Genomic DNA, 15,414 nt, shown 5'->3' on the forward strand with positions numbered 1-15,414 from the left:
CGTTAGGTGCGTCGTCCCCGCCGCCCCAGCCACGTCTGGGCGATCACGACCACCGCGAGGAACGCACCGCTGACCACCTGCTGGTAGGCGGAGTCCAGGGAGCCGATCTGGTTGATGACGTTCTGGATGACCTTCAGCAGGAGGACGCCGACCAGCGAGCCGCTGAGGAAGCCGGAGCCGCCGGTCAGCAGCGTGCCGCCGATGACGACCGCGGAGATCGCCTCCAGCTCCATGCCGGAGCCGAGGATCGTGACACCGGAGACCAGCCAGGCCGCGTTCAGCGCCCCGGCGAGCCCGGCGCACAGCCCGGACAGCGTGTACACCGTGATCTTCGTCCGGGCGACCGGCGCACCCATCAGCGCCGCCGCGTCCTCATTGCCGCCGACCGCGTAGACGTACTGGCCGAAACGGGTGCGGCGGAGCACCAGCGCGCCGGCCGCGAACAGCACCAGCGCGATCCACACCGGCACGCCCACCCCGAGCAGCCTGCCCTGCCCGAGCGTCGCGAAGAACGTGCCCTTGTCGACGAGGTACGTCTGCGATCCCTCGTCCGTGACGGCGAGCAGCAGGCCGCGCGCGCCCAGCATCGCGGCGAGCGTCACGATGAACGGGGCGAGCCGGGAGCGGGCGATCAACACGCCGTTGAGCAGGCCGATGAGGCCGCAGACGGCGAGCGGGAGCAGCAGCGCCACCGCCGTCCCGTACTGCGAGCCCCACGCCGCGAGCACGCCGCCGAGCGCGAACAGCGAACCCACCGACAGGTCGATGCCGCCGGTGACGATCACGAACGTCATGCCGAGCGCCACGACCGCGAGGAACGCGGAGGACAGGGCCATGTTCTGGAGGTTGTCGGCCGTCAGGAAGGGTTCGAAGGTGAGGGCCGCGGCGATCACCGCCAGTACCAGGGTCACCAGCGCGCCGTGCTGCTGGGCGAGCGCGCTCAGCCGCTCGGCGGGCCGCGGCGCATCGACCGCCGCCTCCTCGGGCCCGGCCGCCCGCGGCACCGGATCGCGGACATCGGCGGTGGTCATCGCTTCCCCCGTTCCCTGGCCGCGTAGACCGCGAGGACGATCACCACGGCCTGGGCGATCTGGGTCCACGACGGCGGCAGGTCGTGCTTGATGAGTGTGGCGGTCAGCAGCTGGATCAGGACGGCGCCGGCGACGGTGCCGCCGATGCGCACGCGGCCGCCGCTGAGCGGGGTGCCGCCGACGACCACGGCGGTGATCGCGGACAGCTCCATCAGGGTGCCGAGCGAGGTGGGGTCGCTCGCGGTGAGCCGGGCCGTGGCCAGCACGCCGGCGACCGCGGCCAGCGCCCCGGAGGCGGCGTAGACGAGGATCAGTACGCGGCGTACCGGCAGGCCCGCCAGGCGCGCGGCCGGGCGGCTGTCGCCGATCGCGAGCAGCTGCCGGCCGAAGGTCGTGCGGCGCACCACGAAGGCGGTGAGCAGCGCGAGGGCCGCGGCGATCAGCACCAGGTAGGGGATGCCGAGTACGGCACCGGAGCCGAGGGCCGCCATACCGGGATCGTGCACCTGCTTGAGCTGGGGCAGCAGGACGAGCGCGAGGCCGCGCCCGGCCACCATCAGGGCGAGCGTGGCGACGATCGGCTGCACCCCGACGAAGGCGATGAGCGAGCCGTTCGCGAGGCCGACGACGAGGCCGCCGGCCACCGCGACGAGCAGCGCGGTCCACGGCCCGTATCCGAGGTAGAGCGAGACGAGCGAGGTGGCCAGGGCCATCACCGAGCCGACCGACAGGTCGACGCCCTCGGTGCCGATGGCCAGCGCCATGCCGAGCGCCACGATCAGTACCGGCGCGACCTGCACGGCCTGGGTGCGGAAGTTCTCGGCGGAGAGGAAGTGCGGGGTGAAGGCCACGTTGACCAGGAGGAGTACGGCGACGCCCAGGTAGACGCCGTAGTCCTGGAGGCGGCGGCGGAGCCGGTCGCGGTCGGCGGTGGCCCGGCCCAGGGTCAGTTGGGTCATGCGGGGCCTCCCACGGGCGCGGCCGCGATGGCCCGCAGCAGACGGTCGGCGGTGACCGCTTCGCCGGTCAGCTCCTCGACGACGGCGCCGTCCTTGAGGACGACGATCCGGTCGGAGCCCTCGATCAGCTCCTCCGTGTCGGAGGAGATCAGCAGGACGCCGAGGCCGTCGGCGGCGAGCTCGTCGATCAGCCGTTGCACTTCGGCCTTGGCACCGACGTCGATGCCGCGGGTCGGCTCGTCGAGGAGCAGTACCTTCGGGTGCATGGCGAGCCAGCGGGCGAGCAGTACCTTCTGCTGGTTGCCGCCGGAGAGTTCGCCGACCTTCTGGTGCGGCCCCGCCGCCTTGATGCGCAGCCGCTGGACGAAGGTGTCGACGATGCGGTCGATCCGGGCCTCGTCGACCAGGCCGAACCGGGACAGCCGGGGCAGGGCCGCGAGCGCGATGTTCTCCCGCACCGACAGGCCCGGCACGATGCCCTCGGCCTTGCGGTCCTCGGGCAGCAGGCTGATGCCGGCGCGGATCGCGGCGGGTGAGGAGCCGGTGCGGACGGGGGCGCCCGCCACCACGACGGTCCCGGAGTCCAGGGGCAGCGCGCCGGCGATCGCCTTCGCGGTCTCGCTGCGGCCGGAGCCGAGCAGCCCGCCGAGGCCGACGACCTCACCGGGACGTACGTCAACACCGACATTCCGGATGTGATGACGTACCGTCAGGTTACGCGCAGAGAGCACTGGTTCGGTGTCCATGGCATGGTGGGCGCCGGTGAATTCGGTGCGGCCCTCCTCGCGTACCTCGCCGGTCTCGCGGCCCAGCATCAGGGAGACCAGCCGGAGCCGGTCCAGGCCGGCCATCGGGCCCGTGTGAACGGTCCTGCCATCGCGCAGCACGGTTACCGCGTCACAGATCTCGTACAGCTCCTCCAGGCGGTGGCTGACGTAGACGACGGCGATGCCGCGCTCGCGCAGCATGCGGATCACACCGAACAGCGTCCGCACCTCGCGCGGTTCGAGGGAGGAGGTCGGCTCGTCCATGATGACGACGCGCGCGTCCACCGAGACCGCGCGGGCCAGGGCCACCATCTGCTGGGCGCCGACGCCGAGTTCGCGCAGCGGGCGGCGGACGTCGACGCGTACGCCCAGCTCGCGCAGGGCCTCGTCCGCCGCGCGGTGCATCCGGCGGAAGTCGATCAGGCCGAGGCGGTGGCGCGGCTCGCGGCCGAGGAAGAGATTGCGGGCCACGCTCATCAGGGGGACGAGGTTGACCTCCTGGTAGATGGTGGAGATGCCCGCGTGCTGCGCTTCGAGCGGGGTGGCGAAGGATGCCTCGGCGCCGTTGTACGTCATCGTGCCCGCCCCCGGGTCCGGCCGGTACACGCCGGTCAGGACCTTGATGAGGGTGGACTTGCCCGCGCCGTTCTCGCCGATGAGGGCGTGCACCTCCCCGGCGCGAGCGGTGAAGTCGACGCTGTCGAGCGCCAATACGCCGGGGAAGGTCTTGCTGATGCCGGTGACCGACAGCACCTCAGTACGCCTTCGTGAGGTCGGCCTTGGCGTTGTCCTTCGTGTACGCGCTGTCCTTGATGACGATGTCCTGCGGTACCTTCTCGCCCCTGGTGAAGGCGTCCAGGGTCTGGAAGGCGAGCGGGCCGAAGCGCGGGTTGGACTCGATGACGCCGTCGATCCAGCCGTCCACGATGCCCTGGACGGCGCTGCGCGTGCCGTCGACGGTGACGATCTTGACGTCGCCGGGCTGCTTGCCGGCGCCCTTGAGCGCGTTGACCGCGCCGAGGCCCATCTCGTCGTTCTCGGCGTAGATCCCGTCGATACCGGGCTTGGACTGGATGAGCTGCTCGGTGACCGACTGGCCCTTCTCGCGGGAGAACTCGCCGGTCTGCTGGAAGACCACCTTCAGGCCCGGGGCCTTCTCCTTGACGCGCTGCTCGAAGCCCTTGGTGCGTTCGGTGGTGACGTTGTTGCCCGCGGCGCCGAGCAGGATGGCGATCTCACCCTTGCCGCCGGTCGCCTCGATCATCCGGTCGGCGGCGCGCCTGCCCTGCTCGACGAAGTCCGAGCCGATGAAGCTGACGTAGTCCTTGCAGGCCGTGCCGTTGATCTTGCGGTCGACGGTCACGATGGGGATGTGCCGGGCGCGCGCCGAGCTCAGTACGGGCTCCCAGCCGTCGGAGTTGAGCGGCGCGATGACCAGCAGGTCCGCGCCCTTGGCGATGAGGTCCTGCACGTCGCTGATCTGCTTGGAGAACTGCGACTGGCCGTTGGCCGTGAGCAGTTTGATGCCGCGCTTTTCCGCCTCGGCCTTGAGGGAGGCGGTCTCGGCGATCCGGAAGGGGTTCGCCTCCTTCTCGGACTGGGAGAAGCCGACGGTGGCGTTCTTCAGGTCGAGCTTCTTGCCGCCGAAGGTGTCGAGGGTGCAGGTCCTGCCGCCGGCGCCGGTGCCCGACGCGGCGGCGGCCCCGCCGGAGCCGCCCTGCGCGGCGGGCTTCTTGTCCGCCGCGGCGTCGTCCTCGGACTTGGCGCAGCCGGAGACGAGCGCGAGGCCCGTGATGAGGCCGGTGGCGAGCAGGGCTCTCGCGGAGGTGCGGCGACGGGAGGAGATCGGCTTCATGGTGTCCCCAAATGGCACGGCCCCGGCGCGCGGAACGCTCGCGGGGACTTCGGAACGTGCGGGCAACTGGTGGCTCAGGTGAGGGTTTTACATCGTTGCAAGAACGCTGACAACCCTCCGCGTACGAAATACCGGGCGTCGGCTCGGTTCGCGCGACGTGCGCAACCGCCCCTCCACGGTGGCGACTTCGCTCACCGGCGCCCCAGCGTGGACTCCCGCTCCACCAGCCGGAATTCCGCGACCAGCTCCCGCCCCGCGGGCGCCTCCGCGCGGTTCTCCAGCGTGCGCAGCAGCGACTCGACGGCCAGCCGGGCGATGGACCGCTTGTCCGGCGAGACCGTGGTCAGGCTGACGGCGCCGAACCGCCCCTCGGCGATGTCGTCGAAGCCGACCACCGCCACGTCCCACGGCACCCGCAGCCCCCGCTCGTGCAGCACCCGCATCGCGCCGATGGCCACCAGGTCGTTGTACGCGAACACCGCGTCGGGCCGCACGCCGGCGTCCAGCATCCGCGCCATCGCCTCGGCCCCGTCCCCCCGGTCCCAGCCCCCGGTCGGGCCGATCAGGCTGTCCGGCGCGGGCACGCCCGCCGCCGTCAGCTCCTCCCGCCAGCCCGCGAGCCGCAGGTGCGCGGGGCGGTTCGCCGAGTCGGTACGCGCTCCCAGGTAGGCGATGCGGTTGCGGCCGCGGCCTAGCAGGTGGCGGACGGCCGTCCGGGCGGCCGCGACGTTGTCGATCGCGATGTGGTCGTACGGCAGGTCGTACTCACGCTCGCCGAGCAGCACCAGCGGGACGTCGTCCTCGCGGCCGCGCAGGTCCTCGACTTCCAGCTCCAGCGGGCTGAGGATCAGGCCGTCGATGACGCCGGCCCGGAAACCCTGGCTGACCAGCATCTCCCGCTCGCGCTCGCCGCCGGTGTGGTCGAGCAGCACGGTCAGGTCGTGCTCGGCGGCGACGTCGATGACGGCGCCCGCGAGCTCCGCGAAGTACGGGTTGCCGAGCTCGGGCACGGCGAGCGCGAGGATGCCCGTGCGGCCTTTGCGCAGGTGACGTGCCGTCATGTTCGGCCGGTAGCCCAGCTCGTCGATGGCGGCCTGGACCCGGGCCCGCATTCCCGGGGTGACGTGCTGGTAGTTGTTCACCACGTTCGAGACGGTCTTGATCGAGACACCGGCGCGTTCCGCGACGTCTTTCAGGCTCACTCGCAAAGGGATCTCCTCGGTATCGACGGTGCGCGCAACACTCCCCCGTCCGGCGTGCGCAACGCTCCCCGCCCGGCTTCTGTGCCGCACCTGGACAGGATCGGGGAGCCGTGCTGTCATGCCAACTGCCGCTCCTTCCAACGTTGTACAGAATGCTGCAACGAGCCGCCACCCTTCCTCGACTAGGAGGATTTGTGCGCACCACACGGTTCACCAACCGCTTCAGAGACAGACTCACGCTGCTGCTCGCGGCGACGCTGGGCGCCGCCGGACTCGCCGCCGCACCGTCCGCCACCGCGGCAGACGAGCCACGGTCCGACGCCGTCCACGGCCTCAAGGGCGAGTACTACACCCAATCCGCGCCCGGGGCCTTCGACTTCCATCAGCTGAAGGCCACCGGAGTCGACCCCGACCTCGACTTCGACAACCTCGAGCCCCGGCTCGGGTACGCGACCGGGCAGCAGGACGACGTCAGCGTCCGCTGGACCGGGAAGATCGTCCCCGCGAAGACCGGTCCGACCACGTTCTCCGTCTCCGCCGACAACGGCTTCCGCCTGTGGATCGACGGCAAGATCGCCATCGACCACTGGGTGGACGACTGGGACAGGGAGCAGACGTCCCGGCCGGTCGAGCTGACCGCGGGCAAGGCGTACGACATCAAGGTCGAGTACTTCGAGCACTACGGCGGGTCCAATCTGCACCTGCGCTGGACGCCGCCCGGCGGCAGCAAGGCCGCCGTCCCGCAGTCGGCGTTCCGGCTGCCCGACGGCTTCGACTACGACGGTGCGACCGCCGCCACCGTCCTCGGCGACGGCCGCACCCTCAAGCTGGACTTCCCGCAGGCGCTCGGCGCGCCGCCGGCCGGCCTGACGGACCACCTCGACGCGGTCATCGGCGGCAGCACCTGGCCGCTGGGCGCGGCGAAGGCGGACCCGGCCGACCCCAAGGCGCTGCTCGTCGGGCTCAAGGAGCCGGTCGTCGGCAACAAGAGCGGTACCGCGCGCGGTGACGTCGAGGTCCGCTACGACGGCGAGGCGGGTCTGGCCCGCGCGGACGGCGAGCGGATCGGCCGGTTCTGGTCCAGCGGTGCGAACAGGTCCACGTACGAGCTGCGCACCAAGTGGGCCGACGAGGTGAGCGAGAAGAACGCGCATCCCGAGTACCCGCGCCCGCAGCTGACGCGCGACGCCTGGCGCAACCTCAACGGCTCCTGGCAGTTCGCCGCCGCCAAGGCCGGCGAGCGGCCGCCCGTCGGCAAGAAGCTGGGCGAGAAGATCCTGGTGCCCTACCCGGTCGAGTCGCAGCTCTCGGGCATCGAGCGGCACGAGGACCGGATGTGGTACCGCCGTACGTTCACGGTGCCGCCCGGCTGGCAGGTGGGCAGCGGCAAGCGGCTCCAGCTGAACTTCGGGGCCGTCGACTGGCAGGCCGAGGTGTACGTCAACGGCACCAAGGTGGCCGCGCACAAGGGCGGTTACGACAAGTTCAGCGCCGACATCACCGACGCACTGAAGCCCGGAAAGACCCAGGAGCTGATCGTCGGCGTCTACGACCCGACCGACGCGAAGAACGGTGAGAACCCGCCGGTCGGCAAGCAGCGCCTGGACCCGAGCGGCATCTGGTACACCCCCTCCTCCGGCATCTGGCAGACGGTGTGGATGGAGCCGGTCGCCGCCGACCACGCCGACTCCCTGAAGATCACCCCGAAGGTCGCGGACGGCACGGTCGCGGTCGAGGCGCGGGGCGTGCGGGACGGCGTTCCGGTCACCGCGACCGCGTACGACGGCAAGCGCCCGGTGGCGACGGTGAGCGGCCGGACGGGCGAGCCGCTGACGCTGCGCATCAAGGACCCGCACCTGTGGTCCCCCGACGACCCGTTCCTGTACGGGCTGAAGGTGCGCGTCGGCAGCGACCGCGTCGGCAGCTACTTCGGGATGCGCTCCATCGCCGTGGAGAAGATCGACGGCACGCCGCGCACCGTGCTCAACGGCAAGCCGGTCTTCATGATGGCCACGCTCGACCAGGGTTTCTGGCCGGACGGACTGCACACGGCGCCGACGGACGAGGCGCTGGCGTACGACCTGAAGCTGCACAAGCAGCTGGGCTACAACTCCGTGCGCAAGCACATCAAGGTCGAGCCCGACCGCTGGTTCTACTGGGCGGACAAGCTGGGCCTGCTCGTCTGGCAGGACATGCCGGCCATGACGGCGGGCGTCAATCCGTCCGCCGCGTCCCGCGCCGAGTACGAGCGGGAGATGAAGACGATGATCGACCAGCATGACAGCCACCCGTCGGTGATCATGTGGGTCACCTTCAACGAGGGCTGGGGCCAGTACGACGAGGGCCGGATCGCCGACCAGGCCAAGTCCTGGGACCCGACGCGGCTCATCAACGGCCAGTCGGGCCTCAACCTCGGACGGGACGGCGGCACCGGCGACATCATGGACGAGCACGGCTACCCGAGCCCGGCCCTGCCCCCGCACCCCGACGGCGAACGGGCCCTGGTCAGCGGCGAGTACGGCGGCCTCGGACTCGGCGTGCCCGGTCACGCGTGGTCGGTGCAGCAGTCGTACGTCGACGTGGACCCGGCGACTTACACGGACGACTACCTCACCAAGCTCGACGAGGTACGGCAGCTGGCCTGCCGGGGTGGCAACGGCGCCGTCTACACGCAGATCTCGGACGTCGAGGGCGAGCTGAACGGCCTGGTGACGTACGACCGCAAGGTGGTCAAGCCGGATGTGCAGCGGCTCAAGGCCGCGCATGAGGCGCTGATCCACGACGCCTCACAGGCGACCCCCGCGGGCTGCCGCTGATCAGCGGGGATGCCTGAGCCCCGCCCTGCCGGTACCGGCAGGACGGGGCCGTCCCGTGTCGTTCCGGCTGCGGCTCAGACCAGCGTCGCCGCCACCAGTTCCGCGGCCTTCGCGACCAGTGCGTCGTCGGAGGGGCCTTCGGGCGCGTGCGTGGTGGACAGCACGGAGAGCAGGACCGGGGAGCGGCCGGGTGGCCAGGCGACGCCCACGTCGTTGGCGACGCCGTACTCGCTTCCGCCGCCGGTCTTGTCCGCCGTGATCCAGCCCTCGGGCAGGCCGGCGCGGAAGCGCTTGGTGTTGGTCGTGTTCGCGATCAGCCAGCCCTTCAGCCGCTTCCGGTCCTCGGCGGCGAGGGCGCGGCCGACGACGAGGCGGCCGTAGGTCGTGCCGATGGCGCGCGGAGTCGTGGTATCGGTCGTGCGCCAGGGTTCCGCCGAGTTGAGCTGGGGTTCCCACCGGTCGAGGCGGGTCACCCCGTCTCCGAGGGAACGGCAGAAGCGGGTGATGGCGGTGGGGCCGCCCAGCTCGCGCAGGAGGAGGTTGGCCGCGCCGTTGTCACTGTGGCTGACGGCGGCGGCGCACAGTTCGGCGACGGTCATGCCGTGGGCGACGTTCTCCGGTTCGCTGCTGATCGGCGCGTAGCCGGCGTCCGTGACGTACTTCTTCGTGTAGTGGATGCGCTCGGCCAGGAACTCGCCGTCGTGGTCGAGGTCGCGCAGCACGGCAGCGGCGGCGAGACCCTTGAACACCGAGCACATCGGGAAGCGCTCGTCCGCGCGGTACCGCACGGTGCGGCCGGTGGCCAGGTCGCGGGCGAACACCCCCAGCCGCGCGTCGTGTTCCCGCTCGAGTCGCTTCAGCTGCCCGGAGATCCCCTTGCCGTGCGGTACGTCGGCGGTGGCCGTGCCGCACGCGGGGAGCGCGACGGACAGCGCGGTGCCCGCGCCGAGGGCCAGAACCGTGCGGCGGGACGGAGTCACTCGTCTCATGCCCGTGAGTGAAACGCGCCGCTCCCTCCCATGTCGAATATGCTCTCGACTCACGATCGATTCGCAGAAGATATCGCCGCACGCCACGGGAGTGGAACGAGTGGAATGCTGACGGAACGGCACTTGGAAATCTTCGTGGCGCTGGCGGAGGAGGAGCACTTCGGGGCCGCCGCGCAGCGGGTGGGGATCACCCAGCCGCCCCTGTCGCAGGGGCTGCGCCGGCTGGAGGCGCTGCTCGGGGTGCGGCTGTTCGACCGCACCCGGGGCGTCGTGCTGACCGACGAGGGGTCGCTGCTGCTGCCGCACGCGCGCAGGGCGCTCGCCGCGCTCGGGGAGCTGCGGGAGCTCGGCGCCCGGGAGCACGCCGACGGCCGTCGGCTCCGGCTCGGCCTGGCGCCGGAGGTACCGGCGGGGCTCGCGGCGGCCGTGGCGGCGGCACCGGTACGCGCGGGCGAACAGAACCGCATAGGGGTACTGACGGCACCGACCGCCACGCTGCTCTCCGACATCGCGGCGGGCCGGCTCGACCTCGCCGTGATCCGGCACCCGGCGGTGCTGCACGGCCTGGCCGCCGGGCGAGTGGTGCTCTTCCCGACCTGGGTGCTCTCCCCCACCGACACGCACGGCCGGGCCCCGGCCCGTGGACTGCCCGTCGCCGTGCGGCCCCGCGAGGAGGCGCCCGCCGCCCACGATCTGTTCGTCGACACGCTGGCCAGCCGCGGGCGGCGGGTGGAGACCGTCGTGGTGTCCGACGAGCGCGCCGGGCTCGCGCTCGTCGCGGCGGGCCAGGCGGTACTGGTCACCGCCGACGCGACGCTGACCGCGGACGGCGTGGAGCGCAGACCGGCGACCGATCCGGCGCTGCCGCTGCGGCTGCGGGTGGTGTGGGACCCGCGGCGGCCGGACGCGGCGGAGACGGCGGACACCGCCCAGCTGCTGGTGGACACCCTCGAACGGCAGGCGGCGACATGAGCGGGACGAGGCGGGGAAGCGGCGTGGAGCGCACGATCCGCGAGATGTTCGCCGACGCGGGCGTGCGCGGCTGGCTGCATGTGGCGGAGCTGGACCGGCCCTCGGCGCAGGTGACCATCGACCCCGACGAGGCGGTGCCCATGGGCTCGGTCTACAAGGTGCCGCTGATGGTGGCCTTCTGCCGGCTGGCGGACGCCGGCGAGCTCGACCCGCGCGAGCGGCTGACACTGGAGCCGCCGGACCGGGTCGCGGGTCCCACCGGCATCTCGATCCTGCGGGACGCCGTCACGATGTCGCTGCGCGACCTGGTCGTCATGATGATGAGCGTCTCCGACAACACGGCGGCCGACGCGGTGCTCCGCACGATCGGCACCTCGGTGGTCGACGAGGTCTGCCGCGACCTCGGCATGCCGGACACCCGTATCCACGGCGGTGTCGCGGGGACCTGGGACCGGCTGCTCACGGAGACCGGTACGGACTCGCTGCCGGCCGCGATGGCGCGGCTGGCCGACAACGACGACACCGTGCCCGAGGTGGTCTACAACCCCTTGTCGAAGGCCGCCACCACGCCCGCCGACATGGCGCGGCTGCTGCGCGCGATCTGGACCGGGCGCGCCGCGTCCCCCGAGCGCTGCGCGTTCATGCGCGAGGTCATGGGCCGGCAGCCGTGGCGGCACCGGCTGGCGTCCGGGTTCCCGTACGACGACGTGACCGTGTCGGGCAAGACCGGCACGTTCGGCTCGATGCGGCACGAGGCGGGCGTGGTCGAACTGCCCGACGGCAGTGCGTACACCGCCGTGGTCTTCACCCAGGCGGCCCGCGCCGACGCCGTATTGCCACGCGCCGACGCGGTGATCGGCACGGCGGCCCGCACCGCCGTGGAGGAACTCCGGGGGAACGCGGGCACGTGAGCGGGGCTCAGGCCCGCTTCTCCTCTTCCCCGGTCGCCAGTCGTCCCAGCAACGCACGCAGTTCGTCGAGTGCTGCCGCCGTGTCCGCCGCGTCGCCGAGGGTCAGTTGGTGCAGGACGAGGCCGTCCAGGGCCGCGAAGATGAGGCGGGCGAGGGCGGGGCTCGGATCGTGCGGGAGCATGCGGGAGAGTTCGCGCGCGGTGGCGTCGAAGTACGCGTCGTACAGGCCGCGCACCTGGGGCAGCAGGTCCGGGCGGCGGCGCGCTTCGAGCAGCAGCTCGTACTGGAACACCTGGGGATCGGGCCCGGTCTCGACCATGGCGGAGACGCCGGCCGCGAAGTCCTCGGGCCTGCCGGTGCCCGGCTCCAGCAGGCTGCTGCTCAGGCTCTGCCGCACGACGTACCCCAGCGCCTCCTCGATCAGCGCGTCGCGGGACCCGAAGTGGTGCACGACGAGGCCGTGGGTGACGCCGGCTTCCTCGGCGACCGCCCGGTAGGTCAGCTTGCGCAGGCCGCCCCGCGCCACGACCCGTACCGCCGCGTTGAGCAGGGCCTCCCGGCCCTCGCCGTACCCCACCTCCCGGTGGCCGCGGCGGCCGCGTGCCTGCTTGGCTGCTTCCGTCATGGCGGCCAGCCTATCCACAGGTCACGCGGGGCCGGGCGGCCCGGCGAACCGGCCATCAGCCCCGCTTCGGCGGGCGGATGCCGCGGAATTCCCAGTCGCCGCCGAGCGCGGTGGAGCGGACCTCCTCGGACTCGGTGGGCTGGGCGCCGACGTCGCCGCGGATGGCGGCCGGGCCGGTCACGATGTGGTTGGTGAGCCGGCCCAGGCCCTCGGCCTCGACCTCGACGACGTCGCCGGGCTGTACGGGCCGGGAGTTGGCGGGCGTACCGGAGAGCAGGACGTCGCCGGGGTACAGGGTGATGGTGCGGGCGATGTCGGCGACGAGGTAGTGCATGTCCCACTGCATCTCGTCGGTCGAGCCGTCCTGGACGAGCTCGCCGTTGACATAGGTGCGGAGGTACTTGCCGCGGAAGTCCCAGTCGGTGACCAGCCCGGGGCCGAGCGGGCAGAGGGTGTCGGAGCCCTTGACGCGGAGCATGGAGCCGGCGTCGGTGTCGCGGAAGTCGTGCAGGCCGTAGTCGTTGGCGACGGTGTAGCCCGCGATGTACTCCGCCGCGTCGGCCGGTGCGATGTTGCGCGCGGTCCTGCCGATGACGATGGCGACCTCGCCCTCGTAGTTGAGCCACTTGCAGCCCTCGGGGCGGACGATCGCGCCCTGGTGGGAGTTGAGGGAGGAGGTGGGCTTGTGGAAGTACGTGGGCGTCGGGGGCAGCTTGATCTGGAACTCCTCGACCCGGCTGCGGTGGTTGAGGTGGACCGCGACGATCTTGGAGGGGACGACGGGCGGCAGGTGCCGGGCGTCGTCGGCCTTGACGCGGCGGCCGTCGCCTGCCACCAGCTCCTCGCCCTCGCGGACGGTCTCGGCGACGGCGCCGTCGAGGAGGATGCGGCGGTACTCAGGCATGGGTGGTCTCCGTAAGGATGTGGGCGGGGCGGGGCGCGGTCCAGCCGTCCGCGGGACGGTCGAACCACAGATGGACCTGGCCGGTGCCGACGGAGTTCTCGTACTCCCCGTACTGGCGCCCGCGGGCGGTGCAGGCCGCCTCGCCCAGCGCGCCGGCCAGCATCAGGTAGTGGAAGAACTTCGCCTCGGGCTTGTACTTCCAGAAGTCCGGCATGGTGCGCAGCACCTCGCCGTGGCGGCCGTCCTTGAACCAGGCGATGCGCTGCTCGTCGGCGGCGCGCGCCTCGGGGCTGAAGATGTGGACGGGGTCGCTGGCCTCGTGGTCGCGGAGCTGCCGCAGCGGCCAGAAGGTGTGCGAGAGGGCACCGGAGGCGATCACCAGGACCTTGCGGCCCTCGGTGGCGGCGATGCCGTCGGCCAGGGCGCGGCCCAGCCGCAGGTGGTCCTCCATGTCGCCGGTCTGGCAGACGCCGATGGAGATCCACTTCTTGTCGGGCAGGCCCTCGCCGAGGTGCTTCCAGAGGTTGATCGTGGCGTAGTAGATGGGCAGGTAGTCGTCGTCGATCGGGGTGATCCAGGTGCCGTGCTTGTCGGCGAACCGGGCGATGTTCGCGGCCAGTTCGGGGTCGCCCGGGAAGTCGTACGGCATCCGGCACATGCCGCGCGGCAGTTCTTCGGAGGTGAACAGACCGGCGCGGCGATCCTGCGCGGTGACTACGAACTCCACCGTCGTGGCCCAGTGCGAGTCCAGGACGACGACGGTGTCGTAGTCGGCGGTCTCGAAGACGTCCTTACGGAGCTGCCGCAGGCCGGTGACGAGGGTGATCTCCTTGCCCTCGTTGAGCTCCCGCCGCGTCTCCTCCGGCAGCACGATGGTGGGGACGTGCGCGAGCAGCCCGGCGCCGACGATCTCACCCATGGTCGTGCCGGCCCTTCGGCGACGTGACGGTGTTCTTGAGGTCGCAGTAGAAGTCGAAGCTCCAGGTGCCGCCCTCGCGGCCGACGCCGGACTCGCGGGAGCCGCCGAAGGGCGCCTGGAGGTCGCGGACGAAGAAGCAGTTGACCCAGACGGTGCCGGCGACGAGCTGTTCGGTGACGCGCTCGGCGCGTTCCTGGTCGCCGGTGGCGACGGTCGCGGCGAGGCCGAAGCGGGTGTCGTTGGCGAGCCGGACGGCTTCCTCCTCGGTCTCGAAGGTCTGCAGGGTGAGGACCGGGCCGAAGACCTCCTCCTGGACGATCTCGGAGTCCTGGGCGACGTCGGTGAGGAGGGTCGGCGCGTAGTACTGGCCGTCCTTGCGGTGTCCGCCGATGACCGCGCGCGCCCCGGCGGCGATCGCCCGCCGTACGAAGCCGTCGATCTTCTCCAGCTGGCGGGGGTGGATGTTGGGGCCGATGTCGGTGGTCTCGTTGCGCGGATCGCCCTGCCGCAGCTGCGCTGTCTTCTCGACGAACCGGCGGGTGAACTCCTCGGCCACCGAGGACTCGACGAGGAGGCGGGTCGCGGCCAGGCAGACCTGCCCGGCGTTGTCGTACTGCTCCACCGCCAGGTCGACGGCGAGGTCCAGGTCGGCGTCGGCGAAGACCAGCAGCGGGGACTTGCCGCCCAGTTCGAAGCTGGTGGGGACGAGGTGGGCCGCGGCCGCCGCGGCAATGGTTTTCGCGGTCGGTACCGAGCCGGTGAAGCTGATGCGGCGTACGTCGGGGTGGGCGACCAGGGCGCTGCCCGCCTCGGCGCCGTAGCCCTGTACGACGTTGAACACGCCCGCGGGCAATCCGGCCTCGTGCGCGATGTCGGCGAGGAGCGAGGCGGTGAGCGGGGTCCACTCGGCGGGCTTGAGGACCACCGTGTTGCCGGCGGCGAGGGCCGGGGCGATCTTCCAGCTGGCGAGCATCAGCGGTGCGTTCCACGGCGTGATCAGCACGCAGGGGCCCGCCGGATCCCAGGAGACGTGGTTGGTGTGGCCTCGGGTCTCGAAGTCCTCGTGGTCCAGCTTCAGCAGCCAGTCGGCGAAGAAGCGCAAGTTGTGCGCGACGCGGGGCATCACACCGCGGCGGTGCGAGCGCAGCAGCGCGCCGTTGTCGGTGGTCTCGACGATCGCCAGCTCTTCGATGCGCTTCTCGACGCCGTCGGCGATGGCGTGCAGGAGGCGGGCGCGTTCGGCGCGCGGGGTGGCGGCCCAGCCGGGGAACGCCGCCTTCGCCGCGGCGACGGCCGCTTCGGCCTCCGTCGCGGTGCCGCGGGCGATCTCGCCCAGTGCCGCGCCGTCGACGGGCGAGACATCGGTGAAGGTGGCGGCGGAGGCGACGCGGGCGCCGCCGATCCAGTGCCGGGTGTCGACGGCGACGCCGGCGACGGTGGTGAGGTGGGCGGTCATGTCCGGTC

Annotated in this window: 13 protein-coding genes; 3 read left to right on the forward strand and 10 right to left on the reverse strand. The window is 71.8% G+C overall.

The genetic code is table 11. The features are described from left to right. Positions 1-2: 2 nt before the first annotated feature. The 5 genes from ACIGXO_RS01240 to ACIGXO_RS01260 form a co-directional block, all read right to left on the reverse strand. Positions 3-1,031 (reverse strand): ABC transporter permease, encoded by a 1,029-nt coding sequence (locus tag ACIGXO_RS01240; protein WP_399778780.1) that lies wholly within the window; start codon positions 1,029-1,031, stop codon positions 3-5. Then, entirely contained in the window at positions 1,028-1,990 is a 963-nt protein-coding gene (locus ACIGXO_RS01245) for an ABC transporter permease (protein ID WP_399778782.1), read from the reverse strand. The genes ACIGXO_RS01240 and ACIGXO_RS01245 overlap by 4 nt, the downstream gene beginning before the upstream one ends. Continuing rightward, a complete protein-coding gene (locus ACIGXO_RS01250) occupies positions 1,987-3,510 on the reverse strand; it encodes a sugar ABC transporter ATP-binding protein (protein WP_399778784.1) in 1,524 nt (507 codons plus the stop codon). Before ACIGXO_RS01250 ends, ACIGXO_RS01245 begins: the two co-directional genes overlap by 4 nt. A 1-nt stretch (position 3,511) precedes the next feature. Next, complete coding sequence (locus ACIGXO_RS01255) at positions 3,512-4,612, reverse strand: ABC transporter substrate-binding protein (protein WP_399778786.1); 1,101 nt, start codon at positions 4,610-4,612, stop codon at positions 3,512-3,514. Between the two features lie 191 nt (positions 4,613-4,803). Then, positions 4,804-5,820 (reverse strand): LacI family DNA-binding transcriptional regulator, encoded by a 1,017-nt coding sequence (locus ACIGXO_RS01260; RefSeq protein WP_399778788.1) that lies wholly within the window; start codon positions 5,818-5,820, stop codon positions 4,804-4,806. 146 nt (positions 5,821-5,966) lie between these two features. Between ACIGXO_RS01260 and ACIGXO_RS01265 the strand changes: the two genes are divergently transcribed. Continuing rightward, a complete protein-coding gene (locus tag ACIGXO_RS01265) occupies positions 5,967-8,630 on the forward strand; it encodes a PA14 domain-containing protein (RefSeq protein WP_399778790.1) in 2,664 nt (887 codons plus the stop codon). Positions 8,631-8,704: 74 nt separating this feature from the next. On the opposite strand, the gene bla is transcribed toward ACIGXO_RS01265, so the two are convergent. Beyond that, positions 8,705-9,619 (reverse strand): class A beta-lactamase, encoded by a 915-nt coding sequence (bla, locus tag ACIGXO_RS01270; protein WP_399778792.1) that lies wholly within the window; start codon positions 9,617-9,619, stop codon positions 8,705-8,707. 105 nt (positions 9,620-9,724) lie between these two features. Here bla and ACIGXO_RS01275 point away from each other — a divergent pair, with 105 nt between their 5' ends. Both ACIGXO_RS01275 and ACIGXO_RS01280 read left to right on the forward strand, forming a co-directional pair. After that, the gene (locus ACIGXO_RS01275) at positions 9,725-10,591 is read left to right on the forward strand and encodes a LysR family transcriptional regulator (RefSeq protein WP_399778794.1); all 867 of its coding nucleotides are present in this window, start codon (positions 9,725-9,727) and stop codon (positions 10,589-10,591) included. Between the two features lie 23 nt (positions 10,592-10,614). Further along, the gene (locus tag ACIGXO_RS01280; RefSeq protein ID WP_399778796.1) at positions 10,615-11,502 is read left to right on the forward strand and encodes a serine hydrolase; all 888 of its coding nucleotides are present in this window, start codon (positions 10,615-10,617) and stop codon (positions 11,500-11,502) included. Positions 11,503-11,509: 7 nt separating this feature from the next. On the opposite strand, the gene ACIGXO_RS01285 is transcribed toward ACIGXO_RS01280, so the two are convergent. From ACIGXO_RS01285 to ACIGXO_RS01300, 4 genes are read right to left on the reverse strand one after another with little or no spacing between them, the layout of a single operon-like run. Beyond that, positions 11,510-12,127: a TetR/AcrR family transcriptional regulator gene (locus tag ACIGXO_RS01285; RefSeq protein ID WP_399778798.1), complete on the reverse strand. Its 618-nt coding sequence runs from the start codon at positions 12,125-12,127 to the stop codon at positions 11,510-11,512. 55 nt (positions 12,128-12,182) lie between these two features. Then, positions 12,183-13,031 carry a fumarylacetoacetate hydrolase family protein gene (locus tag ACIGXO_RS01290; RefSeq protein WP_399778800.1) on the reverse strand — a complete coding sequence of 283 codons (849 nt, stop codon included), beginning with the start codon at positions 13,029-13,031 and terminating at the stop codon, positions 12,183-12,185. After that, a complete protein-coding gene (locus ACIGXO_RS01295; RefSeq protein ID WP_399778802.1) occupies positions 13,024-13,950 on the reverse strand; it encodes a 3,4-dihydroxyphenylacetate 2,3-dioxygenase in 927 nt (308 codons plus the stop codon). The genes ACIGXO_RS01290 and ACIGXO_RS01295 overlap by 8 nt, the downstream gene beginning before the upstream one ends. Next, on the reverse strand, positions 13,943-15,406 hold the full coding sequence (locus tag ACIGXO_RS01300; RefSeq protein WP_399778804.1) for an aldehyde dehydrogenase: 1,464 nt from the start codon (positions 15,404-15,406) through the stop codon (positions 13,943-13,945). Before ACIGXO_RS01300 ends, ACIGXO_RS01295 begins: the two co-directional genes overlap by 8 nt. Positions 15,407-15,414 lie beyond the last annotated feature (8 nt).

Source organism: Streptomyces sp. NPDC053542 (assembly GCF_044544685.1).
GTDB lineage: Bacteria > Actinomycetota > Actinomycetes > Streptomycetales > Streptomycetaceae > Streptomyces.